The 20135-nt window shown below is 71.9% G+C and carries 17 protein-coding genes; 7 read left to right on the top strand and 10 right to left on the bottom strand.

Annotation, left to right across the window (positions count from 1 at the left end; all coding sequences use genetic code 11):
• Window positions 1-323: 323 nt before the first annotated feature.
• The gene (aspS, locus tag ABZ794_RS25305) at window positions 324-1610 is read left to right on the top strand and encodes an aspartate--tRNA(Asn) ligase (RefSeq protein ID WP_357517872.1); all 1287 of its coding nucleotides are present in this window, start codon (window positions 324-326) and stop codon (window positions 1608-1610) included.
• A 40-nt stretch (window positions 1611-1650) separates the two neighbouring features.
• On the opposite strand, the gene lipB is transcribed toward aspS, so the two are convergent.
• Together lipB and ABZ794_RS25295 are read right to left on the bottom strand one after the other, a co-directional pair.
• On the bottom strand, window positions 1651-2292 hold the full coding sequence (gene lipB / locus ABZ794_RS25300) for a lipoyl(octanoyl) transferase LipB (protein WP_210787391.1): 642 nt from the start codon (window positions 2290-2292) through the stop codon (window positions 1651-1653).
• A 69-nt stretch (window positions 2293-2361) separates the two neighbouring features.
• On the bottom strand, window positions 2362-4194 hold the full coding sequence (locus ABZ794_RS25295) for a DUF2079 domain-containing protein (protein ID WP_357517869.1): 1833 nt from the start codon (window positions 4192-4194) through the stop codon (window positions 2362-2364).
• Between the two features lie 217 nt (window positions 4195-4411).
• Between ABZ794_RS25295 and ABZ794_RS25290 the strand changes: the two genes are divergently transcribed.
• A complete protein-coding gene (locus ABZ794_RS25290; RefSeq protein WP_238690585.1) occupies window positions 4412-5635 on the top strand; it encodes a PHB depolymerase family esterase in 1224 nt (407 codons plus the stop codon).
• A 98-nt stretch (window positions 5636-5733) separates the two neighbouring features.
• Here the strand turns inward: ABZ794_RS25290 and ABZ794_RS25285 are convergent, their stop codons facing one another.
• Complete coding sequence (locus tag ABZ794_RS25285; protein ID WP_357517867.1) at window positions 5734-6648, bottom strand: LLM class flavin-dependent oxidoreductase; 915 nt, start codon at window positions 6646-6648, stop codon at window positions 5734-5736.
• A gap of 97 nt (window positions 6649-6745) precedes the next feature.
• The gene (locus tag ABZ794_RS25280) at window positions 6746-7648 is read right to left on the bottom strand and encodes a TIGR01777 family oxidoreductase (RefSeq protein WP_238690587.1); all 903 of its coding nucleotides are present in this window, start codon (window positions 7646-7648) and stop codon (window positions 6746-6748) included.
• A 311-nt stretch (window positions 7649-7959) separates the two neighbouring features.
• Between ABZ794_RS25280 and ABZ794_RS25275 the strand changes: the two genes are divergently transcribed.
• Window positions 7960-8811, top strand: a complete 852-nt coding sequence (locus ABZ794_RS25275) for an NmrA family NAD(P)-binding protein (protein ID WP_357517865.1) — start codon at window positions 7960-7962, stop codon at window positions 8809-8811.
• Window positions 8812-8841: 30 nt separating this feature from the next.
• On the opposite strand, the gene ABZ794_RS25270 is transcribed toward ABZ794_RS25275, so the two are convergent.
• A complete protein-coding gene (locus ABZ794_RS25270; RefSeq protein WP_357517864.1) occupies window positions 8842-9840 on the bottom strand; it encodes an aldo/keto reductase in 999 nt (332 codons plus the stop codon).
• Between the two features lie 56 nt (window positions 9841-9896).
• On the opposite strand from ABZ794_RS25270, the gene ABZ794_RS25265 reads away from it, so the two are divergent.
• Window positions 9897-10283 (top strand): MerR family transcriptional regulator, encoded by a 387-nt coding sequence (locus ABZ794_RS25265; protein ID WP_357517862.1) that lies wholly within the window; start codon window positions 9897-9899, stop codon window positions 10281-10283.
• On the opposite strand, the gene ABZ794_RS25260 is transcribed toward ABZ794_RS25265, so the two are convergent.
• Together ABZ794_RS25260 and ABZ794_RS25255 are read right to left on the bottom strand one after the other, a co-directional pair.
• A complete protein-coding gene (locus ABZ794_RS25260; protein WP_357517860.1) occupies window positions 10280-10762 on the bottom strand; it encodes a hemerythrin domain-containing protein in 483 nt (160 codons plus the stop codon). The two genes, ABZ794_RS25265 and ABZ794_RS25260, sit on opposite strands and share 4 nt — an antisense overlap.
• 121 nt (window positions 10763-10883) lie before the next feature.
• The gene (locus ABZ794_RS25255; RefSeq protein WP_210787465.1) at window positions 10884-12221 is read right to left on the bottom strand and encodes a low temperature requirement protein A; all 1338 of its coding nucleotides are present in this window, start codon (window positions 12219-12221) and stop codon (window positions 10884-10886) included.
• A 152-nt stretch (window positions 12222-12373) separates the two neighbouring features.
• Here ABZ794_RS25255 and ABZ794_RS25250 point away from each other — a divergent pair, with 152 nt between their 5' ends.
• A complete protein-coding gene (locus tag ABZ794_RS25250; RefSeq protein ID WP_238690590.1) occupies window positions 12374-13309 on the top strand; it encodes an SDR family NAD(P)-dependent oxidoreductase in 936 nt (311 codons plus the stop codon).
• 63 nt (window positions 13310-13372) lie between these two features.
• On the opposite strand, the gene sucB is transcribed toward ABZ794_RS25250, so the two are convergent.
• Together sucB and lpdA are read right to left on the bottom strand one after the other, a co-directional pair.
• Window positions 13373-15211 (bottom strand): 2-oxoglutarate dehydrogenase, E2 component, dihydrolipoamide succinyltransferase, encoded by a 1839-nt coding sequence (gene sucB / locus ABZ794_RS25245; protein WP_357517858.1) that lies wholly within the window; start codon window positions 15209-15211, stop codon window positions 13373-13375.
• A gap of 67 nt (window positions 15212-15278) precedes the next feature.
• Window positions 15279-16670 carry a dihydrolipoyl dehydrogenase gene (lpdA, locus tag ABZ794_RS25240; protein WP_210787507.1) on the bottom strand — a complete coding sequence of 464 codons (1392 nt, stop codon included), beginning with the start codon at window positions 16668-16670 and terminating at the stop codon, window positions 15279-15281.
• Between the two features lie 178 nt (window positions 16671-16848).
• Between lpdA and ABZ794_RS25235 the strand changes: the two genes are divergently transcribed.
• A complete protein-coding gene (locus tag ABZ794_RS25235) occupies window positions 16849-17178 on the top strand; it encodes a hypothetical protein (protein ID WP_210787508.1) in 330 nt (109 codons plus the stop codon).
• 73 nt (window positions 17179-17251) lie between these two features.
• On the opposite strand, the gene ABZ794_RS25230 is transcribed toward ABZ794_RS25235, so the two are convergent.
• Window positions 17252-18826 (bottom strand): leucyl aminopeptidase, encoded by a 1575-nt coding sequence (locus tag ABZ794_RS25230; protein WP_357517855.1) that lies wholly within the window; start codon window positions 18824-18826, stop codon window positions 17252-17254.
• 163 nt (window positions 18827-18989) lie between these two features.
• Between ABZ794_RS25230 and gcvT the strand changes: the two genes are divergently transcribed.
• Window positions 18990-20120, top strand: coding sequence for a glycine cleavage system aminomethyltransferase GcvT (gene gcvT, locus ABZ794_RS25225; protein ID WP_357517853.1), 1131 nt, complete (start codon window positions 18990-18992; stop codon window positions 20118-20120).
• Window positions 20121-20135 lie beyond the last annotated feature (15 nt).

Below are 20135 nucleotides of genomic sequence, written 5' to 3'. Positions count from 1 at the left end.
GTCGCCGGCAACAGCGACGACGGAGCCGAGTAGCCCCCGACCCGCCAGTGCAGAGAGCCGCCGGTGCTGAGAGGCGGTCTGGCACCGGGGCGCGAAGACCCTCCCGAGCTGCGGGAAGAACGGCCGCGGGTCCCTCGCGCCCAGTAGAGCCCGCCCGGCTGGCCCCGGTCATCAGGCGACGAACGAGGCCCCCGCTCCGGCGGGGGCGAAGGTGTGGTGGCACCGCGAGGTTCCCGCTCGCCCACACCTCCCTGGGGCTGATGCGACGCTTTCGCCACCCCGGGGCGGCGACGGCGTGGCGATCGACCGAGGAGCAGCACGCCATGCAACGAACCCTGTCCCAGCAACTGCCCGCCAGGATCGGCACGACAGTGCGGATCGCCGGCTGGGTGCACCGCCGCCGACTGCTCAAGTCGGTGGCCTTCCTGATCGTGCGGGACGCCACCGGCCTGGCCCAGGTGGTCGTCACCGACCCGGCCGTCCGCGCCGAGCTGGAGAAACTCACCGAGGAGACGGTCGTCGAGGTCACCGCGACGGCCACCGCGAACGGCACGGCGCCCGCCGGGGTCGAGCTGACCGACCCGACGGTACGTCTCCTCGGGCCGCCCGCCGTGCCGCCACCGTTCGACCTGTACCGGCCGGCGCTCACCGCGAGCCTGCCCACCCAGCTCGACAACGCGCCCACCGCGCTGCGGCACCCCGCCCGGTCGGCCGCGCTGCGGATCTCGGCGGCCGCGGTGGCGGGGTTCCGGGCCGCACTCGACGCCCAGGACTTCGTGGAGGTCCACACGCCGAAGGTGGTCAGCTCCAGCACCGAGAGCGGGGCGAACGTGTTCGCGCTGGACTGGTTCGGCCGACCCGCGTACCTGGCCCAGTCGCCGCAGTTCTACAAGCAGCTGATGGTCGGCGTCTTCGAACGTGTCTACGAGGTGGGGCCGGTCTTCCGGGCCGAACCGCACGACACCGTCCGGCACCTCGCCCAGTACACGTCGCTCGACGCGGAACTGGGCTTCGTCACCGACCACCGGGACGTGATGCGGGTGCTGCGCGACAGCGTGGCCGGGATGCTGGACGCGGTGAGTGGGCGGGCCGGCAGCGCCCTGGCGACGCTCGGCGTCACGCCGCCGCAGGTGCCGGCGGAGATCCCGGCGGTGCACTTCACCGAGGCGCTGACGATCGCCGGCGCGCCCGCCGACGAGCCGGACCTCGCGCCGGCCCACGAACGGGCGCTGGGGGAGTGGGCCCGGCGCGAACACGGGTCGGACTTCCTCTTCGTCACCGGCTACCCGATGGCGAAGCGTCCCTTCTACACCCACCCGGACCCGGCGCGGCCCGCGTACTCGAACGGTTTTGACCTGCTCTTCCGTGGTCTGGAGCTGGTCACCGGCGGGCAGCGGCTGCACCGGCACGCCGACTACCTGGCGGCGTTGGCGGCCCGGGGTGAGCCGGTCGAGCCGTACGTCGGCTACCTGGACGCGTTCCGGCACGGCATGCCACCGCACGGTGGCTTCGCCGTCGGCCTGGAACGGTTCGTGGCCCGGCTGGTCGGCGCGGCCAACATCCGGGAGGTCACCGCGTTCCCGCGTGACCTGCACCGACTGACGCCATGAGCGAGGCGGGCCCCCGGCGTCGCCGCCGGGGGCCCGCAGCTCAGACCTCGATGAGGGTGGAAAGCCGGCGCTCGACCACCGGCAGCACGTCGGCGACGCTGATCGGGCGGCCCAGCTCGGCGGTGAGCGAGGTGACGCCCGCGTCCCGGATGCCGCACGGCACGATCCGGTCGAAGTACGTCAGGTCGCAGTCGCAGTTGATCGAGAAGCCGTGCAGGGTGACGCCCCGGGCCACCCGGATGCCGATGGCCGCCACCTTGCGGGCCGGCCCCCGGTCGTCCTCGGGCACCCAGACCCCGCTGCGCCCCTCGACCCGGCCGGCGGTCAGCCCGAACTCGGCGCACACGTCGATGAGCAGCTCTTCGGTCCGGCGCACGTAGGCGACCACGTCCACCGGGTCGGGCAGGCGCAGGATCGGGTAACCGACGAGCTGCCCCGGCCCATGCCAGGTGATCTTGCCGCCACGGTCCACGTCGACGACCGGAGTGCCGTCCATGGGCCGGTCCCACGGTTCGGTGCGCTTGCCAGCGGTGTAGACGCTCGGATGCTCCAGCAGCAGCACCGTGTCGCCGCGCTCGCCGGCCACCACCGATTCGTGCAGGCGCCGCTGCTCGTCCCAGGCGGCCTGGTAGTCGAGCAGGCCGGCACGGACGGCCGTCAGGCCTGGGGTCGTCGTCGTCACGGCAACCAGCCTAGTCCCGTCAGAGGCGATCATCCCTGGTGAGCCGCCTCACCGGGGAAGATCACCTGCCTACTGGTCGGCCGGTGGAATGCGCCAGAGCCAGACGTCGTCGACCCGTTGCGGCTCGCCGAACAGGGCGGTGCCGGTACGCAGCAGCGCCTCCTCGTCGACCTCGAACTTCGCGCCGTGCACCTCGTCGGCGAGCACCACCGTCTCGATGCGCCAGTGCCGCAGGTCCGACTGGACCTCCCGGATCGTTCCGTCGGTGACGATGGGGACCAGCCCGGTGCGGCCGGCCTGGTCCATCAACGCGCTCAGCGTGCGCGGCACCGGACCGATCCGACCTCGCCCGTCCGGCCCGCCGGGCCCGAGGAAGAAGCCGCCCGGGATGGCGAACTCGCCCTGGCGGTGCGACAACGCGTACGCCTGCCAGCGCTGGCCGTCCGGGTAGATGTCCACGGTCAGCGGCACCGGGGTCAGCACCCCGTCGGGTGACACGTAGTCCCGCCAGGTGCCGGAGGTGATGAAGCGCGGGATCGGCTCCCGCTCGTCGGTCAGCAGCGGGGTGGGCAGCAGCGGCAGCAGGGCCACCGCGAAACCCAGCAGCCAGGCCAGTTCCGTGGAGCGGTGCCGGGGTGGTGCGGCGCGCAACTGGTCGACGACGTACGCCAGCAACAGCCCGACCACGGGCGCGACCACCAGCGCCAGCCGGGCCGGCAGTGCGGCGTTCACCACCGGCAGTTGTCCGACCAGGTCGAACGGCATGGGCAGTTCGGTGCGTCGGCCGTCGACCTTGGCGACCGGCCCGAAGGAGAGCACCGTGAAGATCAGAGCGAGGGCGCCCAGCGCCCAGAGGGTGGCCCGGCGGTGCGGGTCGGCCCGCCGCCAGAGCACGACGAAACAGATCACGGTGAGCACCAGCAGCGGGATGCCGAAGAACGAGTTCTCCTCGGTCGGGTTCGGCGCCAGCGAGGTGCCCAACCCCGCCTCGCCGGCCAGCGAGCGGCGCGGGAAGGCGGCGAACGCCGCGATGTCCTCCGAGTGGATCACCGGGTCGAAGCCGGTGCCGTGGAACCGCTGTGGCCCGGCGAAGTGCAACCACAGGGGGTACGACAGCAGCACGCCGGCGACCACTGCGGTCACCCCGAGCCCGCGCAGGAAGGTGGGCAGCGCGGCGCGGGCCTCCACCCGGTTGGCCGGGTGCAGCGCCCAGATGGCGACGAACACCCCCAGCGCCAGCGCGGTGAAGAAGAGCCCCTCGGCGGCGATCGAGAAGGCCACCGCGACCAGCACGCCGAGGATCACCCCGTCGCGCAGCCAGTGCCCGGGGCGGCGTAGCGCGAACAGCCGCCAGATCAGCAGCGGCACCAGCCAACCGGCGGTCCAGTTCAGGTGCGCGTTGGCGTGCGACACCATGCCGGGGGAGTAGGCGATGAACAGGGCGCCGACCCCGGCGGCCAGCCGGCTGCGGACCAGGTGCCGGGAGAGCAGCCAGTACCAGACCAGCGCGGTGGCGAGGAGGTTCAGGGTGAGGATCACCAGGAACGTCGCCGGCGGCCCGATCAGGTACGTGAGCGGGGCGAAGGCCACCGCGTACACCGTGATCGTCGTGTTGACCGCGAGGTTCACGCCGTCCGGGACGTTGATCAGGTAGGTGAAGAGCGGGTTGTCCCAGTGGGTGACCGCGTGCCCACCGAAGGCCAGCAGCCATTCGAACAGCGCCTGGTCGCTGGAGTTGGCGGTGATGGTGCGGACGTTCGGGTCCCGCCACAGCCCACTGGTCACCCAGACGGCGAGCGCGAGCGCCACCAGCACGACGATCAGGTCGGCCCGGCGGTCCCGGACGGTGCGCGGCGGTGACACGGGTGCGGGCCCGGTGGCCAGCGACGGGGAGGACGGCACGCAGCGGACGTTACCAACCGGACCTGGACGGGCCGGTCAGACCTGCAAGGACGGGACCGTTGGGGATGGAATAGGTCCGCCACGGCGACGGTCCGGCGTACACAGCGTCCGTCGTGAATGTGTGAGTGTGCCCCATGTCATAGCGCCGACACGTCGTCGTAACGTCACGGCAACCCGACAGTGACCCAGTTCACAGTCCGCCCTCCAGGAGGCCGCCGTGCGCCGCTCCTCATCCACCCTCACCCGGCTGCTCGGTGTGGTCGCCGGGCTCGCCCTCGCCGTAGCGGGCGCGGTCGCCGTCGCCGCACCCGCCCAGGCCGCCACCCTCACCCAGGTCACCGGGTTCGGCTCCAACCCCGGCAACCTCGCCATGTACGCCTACCGGCCGGACGGCCTGCCGGCCAACTCCCCGGCCGTCGTCCTGCTGCACGGATGCACGCAGAACGCCTCCGGCTACTTCGCCAACTCCGGCTGGCAGAAGTACGCCGACCAGTGGAAGTTCGCCCTGATCGTCGCCCAGCAGCCCGCCGGCAACAACGCCAACTCCTGCTTCAACTTCTTCGAGGCGGGGGACACCACCCGAGGTCAGGGTGAGGCGCTGTCGATCAAGCAGATGGTCGACCACGCCAAGACGAACTACGGGGTGAACGGCTCCCGGGTCTACGTCAGCGGGCTCTCCGCGGGCGGGGCGATGAGCGCGGTCATGCTGGCCACCTACCCGGACGTCTTCGCGGCCGGATCGATCATCGCGGGGATCCCGTACCGTTGCGCCACCAGCATGGTCAACGCGTTCAGCTGCATGAGCCCGGGTGCGGACAAGACCCCGGCCGCGTGGGGCGACCTGGTGCGTGGCGCGTACTCCGGCTACACCGGCCCGCGCCCCCGGGTGGCCATCTGGCACGGCACCTCGGACTACACGGTCGTACCGCTCAACGGCACCGAGTCCCGCGACCAGTGGACCAACGTGCGGGGCGTGTCGCAGACCCCGACCAGCACCTCGTCGCTGCCCGGCAACACCAGCCTCGAGGTGTACGGCAACGACGACGTGCGGCTCTACCGGATCTCCGGGATGGGCCACGGCACCCCCGTCGACCCGGGCTCGGCGGCCGAGCAGTGCGGCACCGCGGGCGCGTACTTCCTGGACACCATCTGCTCGACGTACCGTGACGCGCTCTTCTTCGGTCTGAACGGCGGCGGGACCAACCCGACCCCGACCCCGACCCCGACGGTCACCCCCACGCCGACCCCGACGGCCACCCCGACCACGCCGCCGACCTGTGTGACGGCCAGCAACTACGCGCACGTGGCGGCCGGTCGGGCGTACCAGTCCGGCGGCTACGCCTACGCCAACGGCTCCAACCAGCGCATGGGCCTCTACAACACCTTCTACACCAGCGCCCTCAAGCAAACCGCCCCCAACCACTGGGTAATCGGCTGCTGACCCCCACCCCGCTTGCCCCTGTTGATCAAGAGGTTTGCGTCGTCCGGAAGCCGGAATCTGACGCAAACCTCTTGATCGACAGGGCTGTCGGTGGGGGATCAGGTCAGGCGGGCCAGGACCGGCGCGAGCGGATCCAGCGCGTCGCTGCGGACCACGAACCGGGTCACCCCCCAGCGCCGTTCGTGCTCGGCGACCGCCGTGATGATCTCGCCCACAGTGCCGATCAGCACGAACGGGGTGGCCAGCAGTTCGGCGGCGGTCATGCCGTTGCGCCGGGCCTGTTCCGCGGCGGCAGCCTCCGCGTCGTCGGTGACCACCACCGTCTGGACCAGCGCCTCCAACGCCGGCGGGTCGGTCCGGCCGGCCGCGCCGGCGGCCACACAGGCCAGCTGTGCCTCGATCTGGTCGGCCCGCCAGCGCGCCTCATGCTGGTGGCCGTCGGCGAGGGTACGTCCGAACCCGGTCAGCCCGACCACGTCGGCGTGCGCGCCGGCCCAGCGCAGCAGCGTCGAGTTCGCCGTACCCATCGTCAGCGGGATCCGGTCCTGCACCGGCCGGGGTTCGCGCAGCATCGCCTCGCGCATCGTCAGCTCGGCCGAGTCGACGGTGACCGAGGCGCCGTCGAGCAGGGCGCGTACCGCCTCGGCGACGGCCACGCAACGGCGGACCCGGCCGGCCACGTCGGGGCGTTCCCGGCCTACCGCGCGCCACTCCGCCGGGGTGTGACCGGCGCCGACACCGAGCCGGGCCCGTCCGCCGGAGATCAGATCAAGGGTGGCCACGTCGGCCGCGAGCAGCATCGGTTCCCGTACGCCGAGGTTCGACACGTACGAGCCGAGGCCGATCGTCGAGGTGACCGGGGCGGCGGCGGCAAGCGCCACGAACGGTGACGTCACGTCGCCGGGGTGGTCCGCGGCGAGCAGAGCGTCGAAGCCGGCGGTCTCGGCCCGACGGGCCAGCTCGGCCCAGCTCGCCGCGTCGGTCGGGGTGGCCTGGAGGGAGAAAATCGCCATTGGTCCAGCATCGGCCCACGCTGGCCCACCGACGACCCGCCGACAGCCGATTCTGCCAAGGGCCGAACCACCGGGGGTAGGCAGGGCGGGGTGGGGGTTAGGGGGTTGTTAGGGCTGCTTGGAGGGCTTGGGGGAGGGTTTGGTGGTGGTAGGGGTAGGCGGCTCTCGTTAGGACTCCGGGGAGGACTCTGGTGCTGGTGAGGGCCTCGTGGGAGAAGCCGCCGAGCACCACCTTGAGCGCCAGCGCGGGGATCGGGATGATCGCCGGGCGGTGCAGTTGCCGGGCCAGCTCGCTGGTGAACTCGGCGTTGGTGACCGGGTTCGGCCCCACCACGTTGACCGGGCCGGCGATGTCGTCGCTGTCGAGCAGGAAGCGGGTCGCGTCCAGCCAGTCGGCCATCGAGATCCACGGCAGCCACTGCCGGCCACTGCCCAGCCGGCCGGCGATGCCCAGCTTGAACGGCAGCAGTTGCGGCTTGAGCAGCCCGCCCTCGCGGTGCAGCGGCAGACCGGTACGCAGCCGGACCACGCGTACCCCGGCGTCCTCGGCCGGCCGGGTCGCGGCCTCCCACACCCGGCAGACGTCGGCCAGGAAGCCCTCGCCGGCCGGCGCGTCCTCCTCGACCGCCCGGTCGCCCGTGTTGCCGTACCAACCGACGGCCGACGAGTTGAGCAGCACCCGGGGTCGGTCCGCGACGGGGAGCCCGGCGATGGTGGTCGCCAGCGTGGTGGTGGTGTCCACCCGGCTGGTGCGGATCAACCGCCGGTAGTCGTCGTTCCAGCGTTTGTCGCCGACGCCCGCGCCGGCCAGGTTGACCACGGCGTCGACCTCGGCGACCACGGCCGGGTCGAGCTGCCCGGCGGCCGGGTCCCACCGTCGCTCCTGCGGCCCGCCCGGCGCCCGACGGACCAACCGGGTGACCTCGTGCCCGTCGCGGACGAGCAGGTCGGCCAGTCGGGTGCCAAGGAAGCCGGACGCGCCGGCCAGAAGGATCCGCATACCCCCATCTTCGTCCAGAACGCCACCGGTGGATGCATGGGGCTGCCGAAGGTGGGCGTTTCGGCGAACGAACTTGCGCGGAACCCCGTGTGCGGCAGGAAAGCCCAGGTCAACGAATGTTCCCGGGGCCGAAAACGGTTGCCGCGCGCTGTCGACGGTCAGCACGTTTCCGCAGGTCAGAGCAAACGTGAATGCGGTGTTCGCGATTGCTTGTGGCATCGATCTCGCTGACCATGAGTCATCCGAGAGCGCTCCCGTTTGGTGGGGTCGGCTCGCCGTGCCCGCCGTCGGGCGATCCCTGAGGAGGAACCATGCCGATCCTGGTGACCGGAGCGACCGGGACCGTCGGAGGAAGCGTGGTCCGGCAACTGGTCAGCGCCGGCCACGACGTCCGCGCGCTGACCCGCGATCCCACGTCGCCGGCGGCAACCGCGCTTCCCGGCCAGGTGGAGGTGGTGGCGGGCGACTTCGCCAGGCCCCACACGCTGGTCGCGGCGCTGCGCGGCGTGACGCTGATGCACCTGGTCGCGATGGACGGGTACGGGCCGCTGGGCACTGGTGTGGAGATTCTGCAGCTGGCCCGTAAGGCTGGCGTCCGCCGGGTCACCCACCTCGGCCACAACGATCCGAGCCGGGCCGACGACGACCCGCTCGAGGCGCCCCACCGGCCGCTGCACCGGGCCGTCGAGAACTCGGGCCTGGAATGGACGCACGTCTTCCCGGGCGAGTTCATGGCTAACACCCGCGAGTGGGCGGCCGGCATCCGCACCGCGGGGGTGGTGCGGGCGCCGTTCGGGGACTGGAACAGCGCGCTGGTCCACGAGGCGGACATCGCCGCGGTCATCGTGGCCGCGCTGACCGAGGACGGCCACGCTGGCCGGGTGTACCAACCGACGGGGCCGGAGCCGGTCCGTCGCCGGGACGCGGTCCGGATGATCGGCGAGGCGATCGGCCGTCCGGTGCGCTTCGACGAACTGACCCCGCAGCAGGCCCGCGAGTACTGGAAGGACCACTATCCCGCCGAGGTGATCGAGTGGTTCCTGGAGATGGGGCGGTATCTCGACGGCAACGCCTGGGTCGCCCCGGACGTCGAGCAGGTGACCGGACGCCCCGGGCGCACGTTCCGGCAGTGGGCCGCCGAGCACGCGGACGACTTCCGGTGACGACGCCCGGGGCGTGGACCGGCCCGGCGGTCAGGCCGCGTGGGCCGGACGCAGGTCGGCGAGCAGTCGCTCCACCTCGGCGTACGACTCGGCACTCAGCGGGCCGAGCGCCAGGGTGGCCAGGTTCTCGTCGGCCTGGGCCACCGTGCGCAGGCCGGGGATCGGCACGGTACGGGGGCTGCGCGCCAGCAGCCAGCCGAGCGCGCCCTGCGCGAGGGTGCGCCCGTCGGCGGTGAGCGCCGCGCGGACCTGGTCGACCCGGGCCGTCCAGCGTGGCGTCGGCCGGCCGTCGGTGAACCACTCCAGCCACTCCGGTGCCCGTCCGCGCACATCGTCCGCCCCGACCGCCCGGGTCGACCCGGTGAGCAGCCCCATCGCCAGCGGCCCACGGTTGAGGCTGGCCAGGTCGTGCTTGTCGCACACCGCCAGCACCGCCGCGTTGTCGCGCAGCACCGACTCGTCGTGCTGGATCGCGGCGCAGTGCGGGCCGGCGGCCGCGAACGCCTCCGCCGAGGCCGGGTCGTCGGTGCTCCAGCCGTACGCCCGGATCTTGCCCTGGGCGACCAGGGCCTCCAGGGTGTCGACCAGGTCGAGCGCGGCGGGCGCCGGCAGTGCGTTGATGTGCAGTTGGTAGAGGTCGACGTAGTCGGTGCCGAGCCGGCGGAGCGAGTCTTCCAGGCTGCGCACCGCGAAGGCCGGGCTGGCGTCGGTGCCGAGCGCCCGCCGGGTGCTCTCCTCGCTGACGTTGCCGAACTTGGTGGCGATCACCACGCTGTCCCGCCGCCCGCCCAGGGCCTGACCGAGAATCCGCTCGCTGTGCCCGGCGCCGTAGTTGCTGGCGGTGTCGAACAGGGTCACCCCGAGATCGAGCGCCCGGTGGATGGTGCGGATCGACTCGTCGTCGTCCACCTCACCCCAGCCGAACGGCTGCCCGTCGTCACCCCAGAGCGGGCCGCCAATGGCCCAGCACCCCATTCCGATCGCGCTCACAGTGATGCCGCTGCGCCCCAGCGTCCGTGTCGTCGTCATGGTCACCAGCCTCCAACCTGGAGCGCGCTCCAGGTCAAGCACTACCATCTCGCGACATGAGCGGTTACGCCCCCTCGGAGGCCGCCCGCCGCAGCGGCTTCAGCCTGGACACTCTGCGGTACTACGAGAAGATCGGCCTGCTCGCGGACGTGGAGCGCACGGCGGGCGGGCAGCGGGTCTTCACCGACGACGACCTCGGCTGGCTGGTGCTGTTCCGCTGCCTGCGCGACACCGGGATGCCGATCGCGCAGATGCGCCGCTACACGCAACTGGCTCGCGACGGCGAGCACACCACCGACGAGCGGCACGAGTTGCTGTGCCACCACGCGGCGCAGGTCGAGGAGCAGATGCGCCTGCTCCAGCGCCAGTACGACCACCTGCGGGAGAAGATCCGCTTCTACGAGCGACTACCCGGCACCGCACCGGGGTCGGAGGCAGGCTAAGGGGGACCGGGCGCGGTCAGGCCGAGCAGTTCCTCGGTCGTTCCGGTTCGACCGGTGAGCGCGTTCAGGGCGGTGACCAGCCGCTTCTCCTCGTAGCGGAAGTGCGACTCCAGCAGGGCGGCCAACCCGCCCAGCTCGGCGCGCACCTGGGCGACCGGCACCGCCGCGTCGCCGCCCAGCAGTGCCTCGACCCGTTCCAGGATTCCCGCCACCACCTCGTGATCGGTGATCAGGTTGTCGATGACCGGGCGCAGCTCGGGGGCCTCCTCGGCCAGCAACCGGAACGCGCCCGCGTCCTCGCCGGTGTGGTGTCGGCCGAGCGCGGCGCAGAAGGTGAGGCAGTGCGCCCGCAGGTCCCGGGACGGGGCGTCGAGGCTTGCCTGCAGCCGGGCCAGCTCCGCGCTGAGCCAGAGGTGGATCTCGATCATCTGATTGCCGACGGCGGCGAGCCGGCCGGCCGGTGAACCGGTTGGGTGCACGTTCGTCCCATGCTGTCCCCCGCGCCTCCATGCCCACGGCGGCCTTCGGGCCGGGTGCACTGCGACGCTGCGCCGAAGTCTAGGGCCGACCGGTCACGCCCTCAACCCGGGAACGCCGCGGTCACGGAGTGGTCGGCTCGTCGGTCTCCCGGACGTCGTGCCAGCGGGCCCGCCAGGCGGCCTCGTGGGCCTCATGGGTGGTCCGCTCCTGGAAGACGGCGGCCCGCAGGGCGTGCCGGGATTGCGCCATCACCATCACCTCCACGGCCACCAGCGCCACGCAGATCACCGTCGCGAGAGTGAGCGCGCCCAGCGCCGGCAGGTGCTGGCCGATCGGGAGGGCCGCCGTGAGCGCCAGGATGACGCCGACGCGGGTCCACGTGACGGTGTGCAGGGTGCGTAACTGGAAGAGCAGGTTGACGGCGAAGTAGCAGATCAACCCGCCGAAGAGCATCGGCACCGCCGGTCCCTCGACCTTCTCGGCGATCCCGCCGGACGGGTCGGTGATCTTGTGCAGGACCTCCTCGTTGCCGATCGAGAAGAGGATCACCCCGGCGATCATCGGCAGGTAGAGATACGCGTACGCGTCGCGAGCCATCGCCACCCGGGGAGCGCCCTCCGCCGCGTGCAGGGCGATCCGGGCGGCCGGCCCGATGAAGTCGAAGTGCGCCCACCAGAGGGCGGCGGTGACCACGATGCCGAGCGCGGCGGCGGCCACCGCCGGCCAGGTGACCGGCTTGCCGAGCAGGTTGCCGCCGACGCCCGTGGAGATGATCGACTCGCCCAGCGCGATGATCAGGATGAGGTCGTAGCGCTCCGTCCAGTGCTCGGCGCTGGTCACCCCCCAGCCCCAGGTCCCGACGATGAAGCCGGTGGCGTACTGCACCACCACCACGGTGATCCACAGCCCGTCGCGGACCAGGGCGGCCCGGTCGGGGTCGCTGATCTGCGGCGGGATGAGCGCGGCGGCCAACAGCAGCACGATGCTCACCGCCAGCTCCGGCGCGAACCGCCGCAGTTGCCGCCGCTCCTGCGGGCTGTCCCGCACCACGTGCTGATACAGGATCCAGTGGATGCCGCGGGCCACGACGTAACTGATCGCCACCAGCATCGGGCCGGCGGCGCTTCCCTTCGGGTCGTTGAACGCCTGTGGCAGTGCCAGCGCGAACGCGAACAGGGCGACCATCGCGATCACCATGAGCACCGGGACGTAGCCCTCGCCGAGCCGGACCCGGGTGGCGACCAGGCTGTGCACCACCCAGATCCACCAGAGCACCGCGAGCACCAGGCCGGCGTGCAGCAGTTGCCGGCTGGAGATGTTCGCGGCGGTGGCCCGGGTGATGATGAAGAACGAGAAGACGAAGACCAGGTCGAAGAAGACCTCGAACTTGTCCACCCGGGCGCCCGGGGCGATCGGGACGGCCGGACCCAGCTGTCCACCCCGCCGGTAGCCGCCCACGATCCCACTCTGGCAGCGTCCGGGCTGGTCGGAGGCCCGAACGGCGATGGCGACGGGTCCGGCGTTACCTCCGGCCCCGGTCGGGGAAACACCGGGCCCACGGCCCCTCGCAGCGGGTCGGTCGGTCCGCCCACCCCGGACAAGGATGGACAATGACGACCAACAACCCGATCACCACTTCGTTCGCCCATCACTCCACCGCCATGGACGTGATCCGGGGCGTGGACCTCGTCGGGCGGCGGGCGATCGTCACCGGCGGGTCCTCCGGGATCGGCGTCGAGACCGCCCGCGCCCTGGCCAGCGCCGGCGCGGAGGTCACAGTGGCCGTCCGCAACCCCGACGCGGGTCAGCAGGCCGCCAACGACATCACCGGCACCACCGGCAACGACCGCGTCCTGGTCGCCCCGCTCGACCTCGCCGACCAGGGTTCGGTCGCCGACTTCGTGGCCAACTGGGACGGCCCGCTGCACATCCTGGTCAACAACGCCGGCATCATGGCCGCACCCCTGTCCCGCACCCCGCAGGGCTGGGAGATGCAGTTCGCCACCAACCACCTGGGGCACTTCGCGCTCGCCACCGGGCTGCGCCCGGCACTCGCCGCCGGCGACGGGGCCAGGATCGTCTCGGTCAGCTCCGCCGCCCACCTGCGCTCACCGGTGGTCTTCGAGGACATTCAGTACGACAAGCGGGAGTACGAGCCGTGGCAGGCGTACGGGCAGTCGAAGACGGCGAACGTGCTGTTCGCCGTGGAGGCGTCCCGGCGCTGGGCCGACGACGGCATCACGGCCAACTCGCTGATGCCCGGCGCGATCCGGACCAACCTCCAGCGATACGTGAGCCAGGAGGAACTGGACCGGCTGCGCGCCGGCAACGCGGCGGCCTGGAAGTCCGTCGAACAGGGTGCCGCCACCTCCGTGCTGGTCGCGGCCTCGCCGCTGCTCGACGGCGTGGGCGGGCGTTACTTCGAGGACTGTCAGGAGGCCGCCCCCGCCCAGCCCGGCGGGCGGTCGGGTGTCGCCGACTACGCGCTGGACCCGGAGGCCGCCGAGCAGCTCTGGAAGGTCTCGACCGCGCTGCTCAAGAGCTGAGGACCGCAGCCGAAAGGGCACCCCGGTCGACGACCGGGGTGCCCTTTCGGCGTTGCGGGTGGATCAGGCCAGGCCCAGCTCCGACTCGAAGTTGCCGGCCTCCAGCCGCTCCTTGACAGTGGTCAGGAAGCGAGCGGCGTCGGCGCCGTCGATCAGCCGGTGGTCGTAGGACATGGCCAGGTAGACCATCGACCGGATCGCGACGACCTCGCCCAGCTCCGGGTCGTTGACCACGACCGGCCGCTTGACCACGGCACCGGTGCCGAGCATCGCCGACTGGGGCGACGGCACGATCGGGGTGTCGAAGAGCGCGCCCCGGCTGCCCGTGTTGGTCAGCGTGAAGGTCGCCCCGGCCAGCTCGTCCGGGCTGATCTTGTTGGTCCGGGTCCGCTCGGCCAGGTCGGCGACCCGCTTGGCGATGCCGCCCAGGTTGAGGTCGCCGGCGTTGTGGATGACCGGCGTCAGCAGACCCCGCTCGGTGTCCACGGCGATGCCGAGGTGCTCGGCCGCCGGGTAGGTGATCGTGCCACCTTCCAGGTCCATGCTCGCCTGGACGATCGGGTGCGTCTGCAGCGCCTCGATGGCGGCGAGCGCGAAGAACGGCAGGAAGGACAGCTTCACGCCGTGCCGCTGCACGAACGAGTCCTTCGCCTGCGCCCGCAGCTTGGCGATCCGGGTGACGTCCACCTCGACCACCGTGGTGAGCTGCGCCATCTCGTGCAGCGACTCGTGCAACCGCTTGGCGATGGCCTTGCGGATCCGGGGAAGCTTCTCGGTGGTGCCCCGCTTGCCGCTCGGCTGCGGCTTCGCGGCCGGCTTGGCCTGGGGCGCGGCGGCGGCGGGAGCGGCCGCCGGAGCCGGAGCGGCCTTGGCGGCCTTCGCCTTCTCGGCGGCCTCCAGCACGTCCTGCTTGCGGATCCGACCACCCACGCCGGTGCCGTTGAGCGCGGCCAGGTCGACGCCGTGCTCACTGGCCAGCTTGCGCACCAGCGGGGTCACGTACCCGGCGGCCTCCTCGCCGGCACCCGGTGCCGGGGCGGACGGGCGCGGCGGCGTCGAGGTCGACGAGGCCGGCTGCGCGGCCTGCTCGGTCTTCGCCGGCTGCGCCGAGCTCTCGGTCTCCGCGGCGGGCTCGTTGTACGACATGCCGGGGGTCGGCTCCTCGACCTTCGGCTCCGGCTTCGGCTCGGCCTTCGGCGCCGGCTTGGCCTCCGCCTTCGGCTCGGGCTTCGGCTCGGGCTGCGCCGGGGCGGAGGCCCCGCCGGCGACGCCGATGATCGCCAGGTCGGCGCCGACTGCGGCCGTCTCGTCCTCGGCGACCTTGATCTCCAGCACCGTGCCGGCGACCGGCGACGGGATCTCGGTGTCCACCTTGTCGGTGGAGACCTCCAGCAGCGGCTCGTCGACCTCGATGGTCTCGCCGACCTGCTTCAGCCAGCGGGTGACAGTACCCTCGGTGACGCTCTCGCCCAGGGCGGGCATCTTCACCGCGGTGCCCTCGCCCGACGAGGCGGCGGCCGGAGCGGGCGCCTCGGCCGGGGCCTCGTCCTGGGCCACCTCGTCGGCGGTGCCCTCGGCGGCGGCCGTCGGCTCGGCGGCCGGCTCGACCGACTCCGCCGGGGCCTGCTCCTGCGGGGCGGCCTCGCCACCGCCGGTCGACTCGCCCTCACCGGCGATGACGGCCAGCTCGCTGCCGACCTCGGCGGTCTCGTCCTCGCCGACCACGATCCGGCTCAGCACGCCGGCGGCGGGTGACGGGATCTCGGTGTCGACCTTGTCGGTGGAGACCTCGAGCAGGGGCTCGTCGACCTCGACCGTGTCGCCCTCCTGCTTGAGCCAGCGAGTGACGGTGCCCTCGGTGACGCTCTCGCCGAGCCGGGGCATGGTGACCGATACCGGCATTTTCTGAGACTCCTTCATTCCCCTGGTGGGATCTTCGCCCGTCGCCGGACGCCGCGGTTTTGGATGATCAGGCGTGCGCGTGCAGCGGCTTGCCGGCGAGGGCCAGGTGCGCCTCGCCCAGGGCCTCGTTCTGGGTCGGGTGGGCGTGCACGAGCTGGGCGACCTCCGCCGGGTAGGCCTCCCAGTTGTAGATGAGCTGCGCCTCACCGATCAGCTCACCCACCCGGGCGCCGATCATGTGCACGCCGACCACCGGGCCGTCCTCGACCCGGACCAGCTTCACGAAGCCGGTGGTCTTGAGGATCTGGCTCTTGCCGTTGCCACCCAGGTTGTAGTTGTACGTCTTGACCTTGTCGGCGCCGTACTGCTCCTTGGCCTTGGCTTCGGTGAGACCCACCGACGCCAGCTCCGGGTCGCAGTAGGTGACGCGCGGGATGCCGACCTCGTCGATCACGGCGGGGGTCTGCCCGGCGATCTCCTCGGCCACGAAGATGCCCTGCTGGAAGCCGCGGTGCGCGAGCTGGAGGCCGGGCACGATGTCACCGACCGCGTAGACGTTCGGCACGCTGGTGCGCAGCCGCTCGTCGGTCAGCACGTAGCCACGGTCCATCTTGACGCCCTGCTCCTCGTACCCGAGGTTGGCGGTGTTCGGGCCGCGACCGACGGCGACCAGCAACAGCTCCGCCTCGACCGTCTCGCCGCCGGAGATGGTCAGCTTGACGCCGCTGTCGGTCTTCTCGACCTTCTCGAACGGCTTGCCGACCTTGAAGTTGATCTTCCGCTTGCGGAACGCCCGCTCCAGCGCCTTGGACGACTCCTCGTCCTCGGCGGCGACCAGCCGGGGCAGCGCCTCGACGATCGTCACGTCCACACCGAAGGACTTCCACACGCTGGCGAACTCGACGCCGATCACGCCGCCACCGAGCACGATCACCGACGACGGCACCCGGTCCATCGTGAGGGCGTGGTCGCTGGTGATGATCCGCTCGCCGTCGACCTCCAGGCCGGGCAGGCTCTTCGCGTACGAGCCGGAGGCCAGGACGATGTTGCGGCCGGTGTAACGCTTGCCGTCCACCTCGACCACGTTCTTGCCGACCAGCTTGCCGGCGCCGGCCACGAAGGTGATGTTCTTCGAACCGCTCACCAGGCCCTGCAGGCCCTTGTACAGGCGGGAGATCACACCGTCCTTGTACGCGTTGACCCCGGCCATGTCGATGCCGATCAGCTCGGCCTTCACGCCGAACTGCTCCGACTCGCGGGCCTGGTCGGCGATCTCGGCGGCGTGCAGCAGGGCCTTCGTCGGGATGCAACCGTTGTGCAGGCAGGTGCCGCCGAGTTTGCCCTTCTCGACCAGCGCGACCTTCAGGCCCAGCTGGACGGCGCGCAGCGCGGTCGCGTAGCCGCCGCTGCCACCTCCGAGAATGACAATGTCGAAGGTCGCTTCGTTCGGCTCGCTCACGTCCAACTCCCAGGTCGCGTCGCTGCATCGGGGGTCACAGAGGTGTAACACGGACACACCCCACCTCGGTCATCTTGTCACCACTGGGCACAGGGTGCGTACCGAGGTGCCCAACGACACGTCATCGACACGTACCCTTGGCACCGTCGTCGATGACGCAACGTGGGGGAGAGATCCGGTGGGCTTGTTCCGGCGCCGCAAACAGGCGGCTGTGCCGAGCCATGACCGTGCCGCCAGTCGCGGCGATCTGGAGCATTTGGAGAACTTCATCCGGAGTCGGCGCGGCGTCGAGGCGTACATCGAACCCCGTACGACGGTGACGGAGACCACTGTCATCCTGATCGCCGACGACGGGGAGTGGACCCGCCGGCGCATCGACGGCCCGGACGGAGCCCGGCGCTTCGCGTACCGGATGGGCATCCCGGTGTACGACGTCCGGCTGATGGGCTACCCGCAGCGGATGCGCGACTTCAACGAGCGCCGCAAACGTCGCCCCGAGCGGCACTGAGCCACGCGACCCGAGCGGCACTGAGCCACGCGAAAGGGGCCCCCTTGAGCAGGGGCCCCTTTCGGATGTCCCGTCAGCCGTTGGTGGCGACATCCTCGACGAGCTGCACCAGCGTGCGGACCGGAACCCCAGTGCCGCCCTTGGTCCAGTAGCCGATCGGCTCGCCCGAGTGGTAGCCCGGCCCGGCGATGTCGATGTGCGCCCAGGCCACGTCGTCGGTCACGAACTCGCGCAGGAACACACCGCCCTGCAGCATGTGGCCGGCCCGGTCCATCCCGGCGTTGACCTGGGAGATGTCCGCCACATCCGACTCCATGCCCTTACGGACGTCGTCGGGCAGCGGCATCGGCCAGGCCGGCTCGCCGACGGCGTCGCCGGCCACCTTCACCCGGTCGCACAGCTGCGGGGTGCCCATCACGCCGGCCATCCGCTTGCCCAGCGCGATGACCTGGCCGCCGGTCAGCGTGGAGGTCTCGAACAGGTAGTCGGTGCCGTCCGCGCAGGCGCGGGCGATGGCGTCGCCCAGGATCATCCGGCCCTCGGCGTCGGTGTTGAGCACCTCGACCCGCTTGCCGTTGAACATGGTGATCACGTCACCCGGCCGGTAGCTGGTGCCCGACGGCATGTTCTCCGCCATCGGCAGGTACGCGCTGACCGCCACCGTCGGCTTCAGCGCGGCGATCGCCAGCATGGCCGCGCCCACCGCGGCGGCGCCCGCCATGTCGGACTTCATCTCCCACATGCCCTGCGCCGGCTTGATCGAGATGCCGCCGGTGTCGAAGGTGATGCCCTTGCCGACCAGTGCGACCCGCTTGCCGTTGCCGCCGTCCTGCGGGGTGTAGGTCAGCTTCACCAGCCGCGGCGGGGCCTCCGAGCCCTGCCCCACCGCGACGATGCCGCCGTACCCGCCGGCGGCCAGCGCCGCCTCGTCGAGCACCTCGACGCCGAGGCCCGCCTCGCGCGCCGCGCTGGCGACCGCGTCGGCGAACGACGGCGGACGCAGCTCGTTCGGCGCGGTGTTCACCCAGTCCCGGCTGAGCCGTACCGCGCCCGCCACCGCCTGCGCCCGGGCGACCTCCGCCTGGGCGCCCGCGTCGCCGGCGTCCGGCACCGCGATGAGCACCTCGGCCACCGGCTCGCGCCGGGTCGGCTGCGGCCGGGTCTTGTAACCGGCGAACCGGTACCCACCCAGCAGCGCCCCCTCGGCGACCGCGCGCAGCTCGGCCGACGCGTCCGCGTCGTCCGGCAGCGGCAGCGCCAGCGCGACAGTGGGTGCGCCCGCCAGGGCCCGGATCGCCGCACCGGCGGCCCGACGCAGCGTCTCCGGGGCCGGTGCGGCACCCGACGGCTCCGGGCCGAGCCCGACCGCGGTGACCAGCGGGGCGGTCACGGTGCCCAGCGTGGCCAGCTTGATGACCTCACCCGGCCCGCCGGTCGCGCCGAGCAGCGCGAGGGTCTCGGTCAGCTTGCCGTCGAACGCGGCCGCGATGCTCTCCGCGCCGCTGGCGAGCAGCAGGGTGCCGGCGAGGCCGCTGGTGGCGCCCTGCTCTCCGGTCTGGCTGTGCACGCCGATCACGATCGCGTCGACGGCGAGCTCGGCCGGGTCGGTGTCGACCAGGCTCAGGTTGGTGGTGCGGGGTGAAGTCACTGAAGCTACTCCGGGCGGGCCGGGCCGGTCGCGGGCGTCGCGTACCAGCGGTGAAGGTCTCCGGCGGAACCTACCCGCCGGACGTCATGGCTGTCCCGCCGACAGCGCCAGCGGGCTCCCGCCGATGCTAACCAGCGACGTTGCCCCCGGTAAGTTGCCACCCATGACCGACGTGACCTCCGACGCCGCCGCGACCCGGCTGCGCCGTTCCCCGCTGCACGAGCGGCACACCGCCGCCGGAGCCAAGTTCGCCCCCTTCGGGGGCTGGGAGATGCCCATGGAGTACGCCGGCGGCGGAGTGCTCAAGGAACACACCGCGGTGCGTACGGCGGTCGGGGTCTTCGACGTGTCACACCTGGGCAAGGCCCGGGTGAGCGGCCCCGGTGCGGCCGACTTCGTCAACTCCTGCCTCAGCAACGACCTCGGCCGGATCGGCCCGGGCCGGGCGCAGTACACGCTCTGCTGCGACGACGCCACCGGCGGCGTGGTGGACGACATCATCGCCTACCTCTACGCCGACGACCACGTCTTCCTCATCCCGAACGCGGCGAACACCGCCGAGGTGGTGCGCCGGTTGCGCGCCGCCGCTCCCGCGCAGGTGACCGTCACCGACGAGCACGAGGCGTACGCGGTGCTGGCCGTGCAGGGCCCCCGCTCGGCGGAGCTACTGGCCGCCCTGGACCTGCCCACCGAACACGGCTACATGAGCTTCTCCGCCGCGAGCCTGGCCGGGGTGGAGCTGACCGTCTGCCGTACCGGCTACACGGGTGAGCTGGGCTACGAGCTGGTGGTGCCGGCGGAGCACGCGGTCGCCGTCTGGGACGCGCTCTTCGCCGCCGGCGCGGCGTTCCACCTGCGCGCCTGCGGGCTGGCCGCCCGGGACACGCTGCGGACCGAGATGGGTTACCCGCTGCACGGGCAGGACCTCTCCCTGGACATCAGCCCGGTGCAGGCCCGCTCCGGCTGGGCGGTCGGCTGGGACAAGCCGGCATTCTGGGGCCGCGACGCGCTGCTCGCCGAGAAGGCCGCCGGCCCCCGGCGTACGCTGCGCGGCCTGGTGGCCGTCGACCGGGCCATCCCGCGGCCCGGCATGACCCTGCACGTAGGCGACACCCAGGTGGGTGAGGTGACCAGCGGCACCTTCTCGCCAACCCGCAAACAGGGCATCGCACTGGCCCTGCTGAACACCGACGCCAACCTGACCGACGGCGACGAGGTCGAGATCGACATCCGAGGCCGCCGAGCCCCCCTGAAGCTGACCAAACCCCCCTTCGTAACCCCCTCAGTGAAGTAACCCCACCCCACCCAC

Origin of the sequence: Micromonospora sp. NPDC047187, from assembly GCF_040643355.1 — a bacterium.
GTDB classification, from domain to species: Bacteria; Actinomycetota; Actinomycetes; order Mycobacteriales; family Micromonosporaceae; genus Micromonospora; species Micromonospora salmantinae.
This window is presented reverse-complemented; position numbering and strand designations above follow the sequence as displayed.

Coding starts and splice junctions, on each gene's coding strand:
- ABZ794_RS25265 (WP_357517862.1), top strand. CDS start 9,897: ATGAGCGGTTACGCCCCCTCGGAGGCCGCCCGCCGCAGCGGCTTCAGC.
- ABZ794_RS25280 (WP_238690587.1), bottom strand. CDS start 7,648: ATGCGGATCCTTCTGGCCGGCGCGTCCGGCTTCCTTGGCACCCGACTG.
- aspS (WP_357517872.1), top strand. CDS start 324: ATGCAACGAACCCTGTCCCAGCAACTGCCCGCCAGGATCGGCACGACA.
- gcvT (WP_357517853.1), top strand. CDS start 18,990: ATGACCGACGTGACCTCCGACGCCGCCGCGACCCGGCTGCGCCGTTCC.
- ABZ794_RS25285 (WP_357517867.1), bottom strand. CDS start 6,648: ATGGCGATTTTCTCCCTCCAGGCCACCCCGACCGACGCGGCGAGCTGG.
- sucB (WP_357517858.1), bottom strand. CDS start 15,211: ATGCCGGTATCGGTCACCATGCCCCGGCTCGGCGAGAGCGTCACCGAG.
- ABZ794_RS25275 (WP_357517865.1), top strand. CDS start 7,960: ATGCCGATCCTGGTGACCGGAGCGACCGGGACCGTCGGAGGAAGCGTG.
- ABZ794_RS25250 (WP_238690590.1), top strand. CDS start 12,374: ATGACGACCAACAACCCGATCACCACTTCGTTCGCCCATCACTCCACC.
- ABZ794_RS25270 (WP_357517864.1), bottom strand. CDS start 9,840: ATGACGACGACACGGACGCTGGGGCGCAGCGGCATCACTGTGAGCGCG.